Source organism: Clostridium sp. KNHs205 (assembly GCF_000702945.1).
Taxonomy (GTDB): domain Bacteria; phylum Bacillota; class Clostridia; order Lachnospirales; family Lachnospiraceae; genus Anaerocolumna.
In genome coordinates, this window is the sequence record NZ_JNLE01000002.1 from 1 (window position 1) to 6,405 (window position 6,405).

At 38.5% G+C, this 6,405-nt stretch carries 7 protein-coding genes; 3 read left to right on the plus strand and 4 right to left on the minus strand.

Annotated features, from left to right (window positions below; translation table 11 throughout):
* Nucleotides 1-355: 355 nt before the first annotated feature.
* From BR73_RS26940 to BR73_RS0100050, 3 genes are all read left to right on the plus strand, one after another.
* Complete coding sequence (locus BR73_RS26940) at nt 356-982, plus strand: cache domain-containing protein (protein WP_051684852.1); 627 nt, start codon at nt 356-358, stop codon at nt 980-982.
* A complete protein-coding gene (locus BR73_RS26945; RefSeq protein WP_051684853.1) occupies nt 976-2,094 on the plus strand; it encodes a methyl-accepting chemotaxis protein in 1,119 nt (372 codons plus the stop codon). Before BR73_RS26940 ends, BR73_RS26945 begins: the two co-directional genes overlap by 7 nt.
* Before the next feature lie 285 nt (nt 2,095-2,379).
* Nucleotides 2,380-3,030 (plus strand): hypothetical protein, encoded by a 651-nt coding sequence (locus BR73_RS0100050; RefSeq protein ID WP_033163891.1) that lies wholly within the window; start codon nt 2,380-2,382, stop codon nt 3,028-3,030.
* A gap of 346 nt (nt 3,031-3,376) precedes the next feature.
* Here BR73_RS0100050 and BR73_RS0100055 read toward each other — a convergent pair whose 3' ends face one another.
* The 4 genes from BR73_RS0100055 to BR73_RS0100065 form a co-directional block, all read right to left on the minus strand.
* Complete coding sequence (locus tag BR73_RS0100055; protein WP_033163891.1) at nt 3,377-4,027, minus strand: hypothetical protein; 651 nt, start codon at nt 4,025-4,027, stop codon at nt 3,377-3,379.
* A gap of 285 nt (nt 4,028-4,312) precedes the next feature.
* On the minus strand, nt 4,313-5,221 hold the full coding sequence (locus BR73_RS26625; protein WP_051684854.1) for a methyl-accepting chemotaxis protein: 909 nt from the start codon (nt 5,219-5,221) through the stop codon (nt 4,313-4,315).
* A gap of 8 nt (nt 5,222-5,229) precedes the next feature.
* Nucleotides 5,230-5,430 (minus strand): hypothetical protein, encoded by a 201-nt coding sequence (locus BR73_RS29020; RefSeq protein ID WP_051684855.1) that lies wholly within the window; start codon nt 5,428-5,430, stop codon nt 5,230-5,232.
* Nucleotides 5,424-6,050: a cache domain-containing protein gene (locus tag BR73_RS0100065; RefSeq protein ID WP_033163892.1), complete on the minus strand. Its 627-nt coding sequence runs from the start codon at nt 6,048-6,050 to the stop codon at nt 5,424-5,426. The genes BR73_RS29020 and BR73_RS0100065 overlap by 7 nt, the downstream gene beginning before the upstream one ends.
* Nucleotides 6,051-6,405 lie beyond the last annotated feature (355 nt).

The window sequence follows — 6,405 nt, forward strand, 5'->3', positions numbered from 1 at the left end:
TTTTTTGACACTTAAATAAAGTAATTATACAATTTCGCTTAAAATACCATTCAAAAAACCAAAAATCCATTTTAAGTTGAAAAATGGATGAAATATACTTCACGGAATACTATTTACAAATCTCATTTATGATTTTTACTTGTAATTTTTGAATAAGATAACTATAATTAATTGAGCTATGGATACTTATACAAGAACTACACGAACTTCATCCCATGATTTTGATCTTGAAGAAATATATGAATCTTTGCTTACAGTTATCTTTTGAGTTTCCAGACTTATCAGGCTCTATAGCCGGGCATGTCCAGATTAACCGATTATAACGAATGACAGAAATGAAAATGGAGGCTTACAAATGAAAAAGACAGACACCAAAGACTTGTTGTTAAAGGACAAGCTGCTTAAGGGAGTTAAGAATATTTTAATTGTAACAGTTGTTGCATTATTCGTAACAGCCGGAATTGCATTACAGATATCCTACGACACAGCCATAAAGGAGAAGGAACAGGGCTTCGATGTGGAAATCAAAACCGCCGTTGATAATCTTATCAGCACCCTTTCAGTTAACTATGCACGTTATGAGAACGGTGAGATAACGGAGGCAGAAGCTTTGGCAACAGCCGAACAGTTAGTCAGGGACAGTCGTTATAATAATGGCAATGGATACTTTTGGGCTGATATGGCTGACGGCTTGTGCGTTGTTCATATGAATCCTGAATACGAAGGTACCATGAGGTTTGAGCGGAAGACAAAAAAGGTACTTATTACATACAAAATCTTATTAAAGCAGGGGACAACGGGACCTCTTATACAGAATTTTATTTCACCAAACCGGAAAAAGACGGCATCTTTAAGAAAAGAGCTTACACCGAAAAGTTTGAACCATACGGCTGGTATATCAGCACCGGGAATTATTACGATGATATTAACCGTGAAGTATTTAAGCTCCGAGGCCAGCAGGCTGTTTCCAGTGCTTTGCTGATCCTTATAAGTATTGCCTGTGTTTTTGTCGGTACAAGAAAGACCAGCAAAGTTATAACTGGTATCATACAGCCTCTGACACTGGTGACCAGACGACTTCATCAATTGTCTGAAGGTGATGTCCATTCCGCCGGAACGGAAAATATTACAACGAAAGATGAGACCGGGATTCTGGCAGCTGCCGAAAACAGCCTGATCACACAAATGTACTCTATTGTGGAAGACATCACCAGGAATCTCTCAAAAATTTCTTCCGGTGATTTAAGAATTCAGACCGCAGGAAATTATCAGGGCGATTTTATACCTATAAAGAACTCTATCAATGACATTACTTCCTTCCTAAACGAAGCACTGCTCTCCATCAATCAGGCCTCCAGCCAGGTAAAGAGCGGTTCCGTACAGGTTTCCGATATGTCAAAGACACTGGCGGAGGGAGCTAGTGACCAGGCCGGAGTTATTGAGGAGCTGTCCGCTTCCCTGGATGAAATCTCTGCTCATGTAGAGAAAAATACTAAAAGTGTGGACAGAGCTGCGGAATACATAGAAAAGATTATAGATAAAGCGGAAGAAGGTAATGGCCGCATGCAGAACTTACGGACTGCCATGGATAATATCGAACTTGCTTCTGGAAAAATCAGCTCCATTAACAAAGCAGTAGGTGCAATCGCTGCCAGAACCAATCTCCTGGCACTGAATGCTTCCATTGAATCAGCCCGTTTAGGTGCAGAGGGTAAAGGGTTCGCTGTTGTAGCCGAAGAAATGCGCCTGTTAGCAATGCAGTCGGCAGATGCTGTAAACGAAACAGAAAAACTTATCAATACCTCCATTGCAGCAGTTGAAGAAGGTTCAAAAACTACACTTGAAACCGCTTCCTCCTTAAATGATATCAACACCATGATCGACCGTTTTAGAGATATAATGAAAGAAATAGATGGTCAGAGCAGGAAACAAAACAACGAGATTATGCAAATAACCCAAGGCATCAACCAGATATCTGCTATCGTTCAAAATAATGTTGCCGCAGCGGAAGAATGCTCTGCCTTCAGCGAAGATCTAAATACACAGGCAGCTTTATTATTTGAAAATGTAGATAAATTTATTGTGGTAACCTAAGCCATGTCTGAACAATCGTTACTCGTTCCAAATGCAGTGTTTAACCACCCATAAAGTGTGATCCGGTCCGGCACAAAAAAGCTACAGGCACACCCTACAGTTATTCAGCAGTATCCGTATAAAAGGAATCATTACAAATTGGATAATCCGGAAAGAGGTAATTATGAAAACCTATGAAGCAATTGATGTAATCAGTAAAGCTATGATAGCAGATGGACTATGTGAAGCAATTCTTGTTAAAGGCTCCATTGGACGGGAGATGATGATGAGTTCTCTGACGTAGATATGTATGCGGTTGTTAAAGAGGAACACCTGCAGACCTTTCTGGCAAATAGAATGGAATATCTGGAGAGCTATCTGCCGGTTTTATATGCCAGCCATGTGAATTTTGTTGCAGAACAGATTGTTGCAATCTTTAACAACGGTCTCCATTTCGATTTATATACCGTTACAGCAAACACTCTTCCTCATAGTGACAAAGCCAGGATCATTTACGATCCAGCGGATAAATTCAGTTCCTATGAACCTGAATTTCGTATTATCTCTGTGGAAGAGCTGGTTGAATACTTTAACGAGGCCATGTATTACTTTATAGAGGGCGATGCAGCCTTCAGGCGCGGAAATTATCCCTGGGCACAGCATATTATGTCCAGTACCATCAGCTATAGTGCTATTTTACTCCGCTATCTTTATGACAAGGATTATGCTTATTTAGGGCTTAAGAAAATAAATGAAATCATTCCTGCCGAACAATTTGAGTGGCTTTGTGGCGCAGCTTCGGGAATGAATAAAGAAAGCGCTAACAAAATCATGGATTGTCTCATCAAGATACTGGATTATATCATTGATAACTATCCTACAGAAATATCAGAGAAGTTTAATCTTAAATTTTATTACTGGATAAAAGAAAATACCGGAATATCACTATTCCGGTAAGATTTGAGAATTTTTATTACTTTTATTACTATCTAGCGAAACTTTAAAATATAAAAGTCTGATATAGTTAAATATTGATATAGTTATATGTTAATATAATTATGATGGTTAATATGGTTACGATATTCATAATTATGATGTTAATAAGATTACGATATTCATAATTTTTATGCTAATATGAGTTAAATATTCATAATTTTGATGTTAATATAATCGATATTTATAATTTTGATGTCGATACGATTTCTATATTACATAATTTGGAGATTAACAAAATTTTAATATTATGCGACTTTATTTTAAATGTTAGCTAGATAGTAATAAAAGTAATAAAAATTCTCAAATCTTACCGGAATAGTGATATTCCGGTATTTTCTTTTATCCAGTAATAAAATTTAAGATTAAACTTCTCTGATATTTCTGTAGGATAGTTATCAATGATATAATCCAGTATCTTGATGAGACAATCCATGATTTTGTTAGCGCTTTCTTTATTCATTCCCGAAGCTGCGCCACAAAGCCACTCAAATTGTTCGGCAGGAATGATTTCATTTATTTTCTTAAGCCCTAAATAAGCATAATCCTTGTCATAAAGATAGCGGAGTAAAATAGCACTATAGCTGATGGTACTGGACATAATATGCTGTGCCCAGGGATAATTTCCGCGCCTGAAGGCTGCATCGCCCTCTATAAAGTAATACATGGCCTCGTTAAAGTATTCAACCAGCTCTTCCACAGAGATAATACGAAATTCAGGTTCATAGGAACTGAATTTATCCGCTGGATCGTAAATGATCCTGGCTTTGTCACTATGAGGAAGAGTGTTTGCTGTAACGGTATATAAATCGAAATGGAGACCGTTGTTAAAGATTGCAACAATCTGTTCTGCAACAAAATTCACATGGCTGGCATATAAAACCGGCAGATAGCTCTCCAGATATTCCATTCTATTTGCCAGAAAGGTCTGCAGGTGTTCCTCTTTAACAACCGCATACATATCTACGTCAGAGAACTCATCATCATCTCCCGTCCAATGGAGCCTTTAACAAGAATTGCTTCACATAGTCCATCTGCTATCATAGCTTTACTGATTACATCAATTGCTTCATAGGTTTTCATAATTACCTCTTTCCGGATTATCCAATTTGTAATGATTCCTTTTATACGGATACTGCTGAATAACTGTAGGGTGTGCCTGTAGCTTTTTTGTGCCGGACCGGATCACACTTTATGGGTGGTTAAACACTGCATTTGGAACGAGTAACGATTGTTCAGACATGGCTTAGGTTACCACAATAAATTTATCTACATTTTCAAATAATAAAGCTGCCTGTGTATTTAGATCTTCGCTGAAGGCAGAGCATTCTTCCGCTGCGGCAACATTATTTTGAACGATAGCAGATATCTGGTTGATGCCTTGGGTTATTTGCATAATCTCGTTGTTTTGTTTCCTGCTCTGACCATCTATTTCTTTCATTATATCTCTAAAACGGTCGATCATGGTGTTGATATCATTTAAGGAGGAAGCGGTTTCAAGTGTAGTTTTTGAACCTTCTTCAACTGCTGCAATGGAGGTATTGATAAGTTTTTCTGTTTCGTTTACAGCATCTGCCGACTGCATTGCTAACAGGCGCATTTCTTCGGCTACAACAGCGAACCCTTTACCCTCTGCACCTAAACGGGCTGATTCAATGGAAGCATTCAGTGCCAGGAGATTGGTTCTGGCAGCGATTGCACCTACTGCTTTGTTAATGGAGCTGATTTTTCCAGAAGCAAGTTCGATATTATCCATGGCAGTCCGTAAGTTCTGCATGCGGCCATTACCTTCTTCCGCTTTATCTATAATCTTTTCTATGTATTCCGCAGCTCTGTCCACACTTTTAGTATTTTTCTCTACATGAGCAGAGATTTCATCCAGGGAAGCGGACAGCTCCTCAATAACTCCGGCCTGGTCACTAGCTCCCTCCGCCAGTGTCTTTGACATATCGGAAACCTGTACGGAACCGCTCTTTACCTGGCTGGAGGCCTGATTGATGGAGAGCAGTGCTTCGTTTAGGAAGGAAGTAATGTCATTGATAGAGTTCTTTATAGGTATAAAATCGCCCTGATAATTTCCTGCGGTCTGAATTCTTAAATCACCGGAAGAAATTTTTGAGAGATTCCTGGTGATGTCTTCCACAATAGAGTACATTTGTGTGATCAGGCTGTTTTCGGCAGCTGCCAGAATCCCGGTCTCATCTTTCGTTGTAATATTTTCCGTTCCGCGGAATGGACATCACCTTCAGACAATTGATGAAGTCGTCTGGTCACCAGTGTCAGAGGCTGTATGATACCAGTTATAACTTTGCTGGTCTTTCTTGTACCGACAAAAACACAGGCAATACTTATAAGGATCAGCAAAGCACTGGAAACAGCCTGCTGGCCTCGGAGCTTAAATACTTCACGGTTAATATCATCGTAATAATTCCCGGTGCTGATATACCAGCCGTATGGTTCAAACTTTTCGGTGTAAGCTCTTTTCTTAAAGATGCCGTCTTTTTCCGGTTTGGTGAAAAAAATTCTGTATAAGAGGTCCCGTTGTCCCCTGCTTTAATAAGATTTTGTATGTAATAAGTACCTTTTTTGTCTTCCGCTTCAAACCTCATGGTACCTTCGTATTCAGGATTCATATGAACAACGCACAAGCCGTCAGCCATATCAGCCCAAAAGTATCCATTGCCATTATTATAACGACTGTCCCTGACTAACTGTTCGGCTGTTGCCAAAGCTTCTGCCTCCGTTATCTCACCGTTCTCATAACGTGCATAGTTAACTGAAAGGGTGCTGATAAGATTATCAACGGCGGTTTTGATTTCCACATCGAAGCCCTGTTCCTTCTCCTTTATGGCTGTGTCGTAGGATATCTGTAATGCAATTCCGGCTGTTACGAATAATGCAACAACTGTTACAATTAAAATATTCTTAACTCCCTTAAGCAGCTTGTCCTTTAACAACAAGTCTTTGGTGTCTGTCTTTTTCATTTGTAAGCCTCCATTTTCATTTCTGTCATTCGTTATAATCGGTTAATCTGGACATGCCCGGCTATAGAGCCTGATAAGTCTGGAAACTCAAAAGATAACTGTAAGCAAAGATTCATATATTTCTTCAAGATCAAAATCATGGGATGAAGTTCGTGTAGTTCTTGTATAAGTATCCATAGCTCAATTAATTATAGTTATCTTATTCAAAAATTACAAGTAAAAATCATAAATGAGATTTGTAAATAGTATTCCGTGAAGTATATTTCATCCATTTTTCAACTTAAAATGGATTTTTGGTTTTTTGAATGGTATTTTAAGCGAAATTGTATAATTACTTTATTTAAGTGTCAAAAAA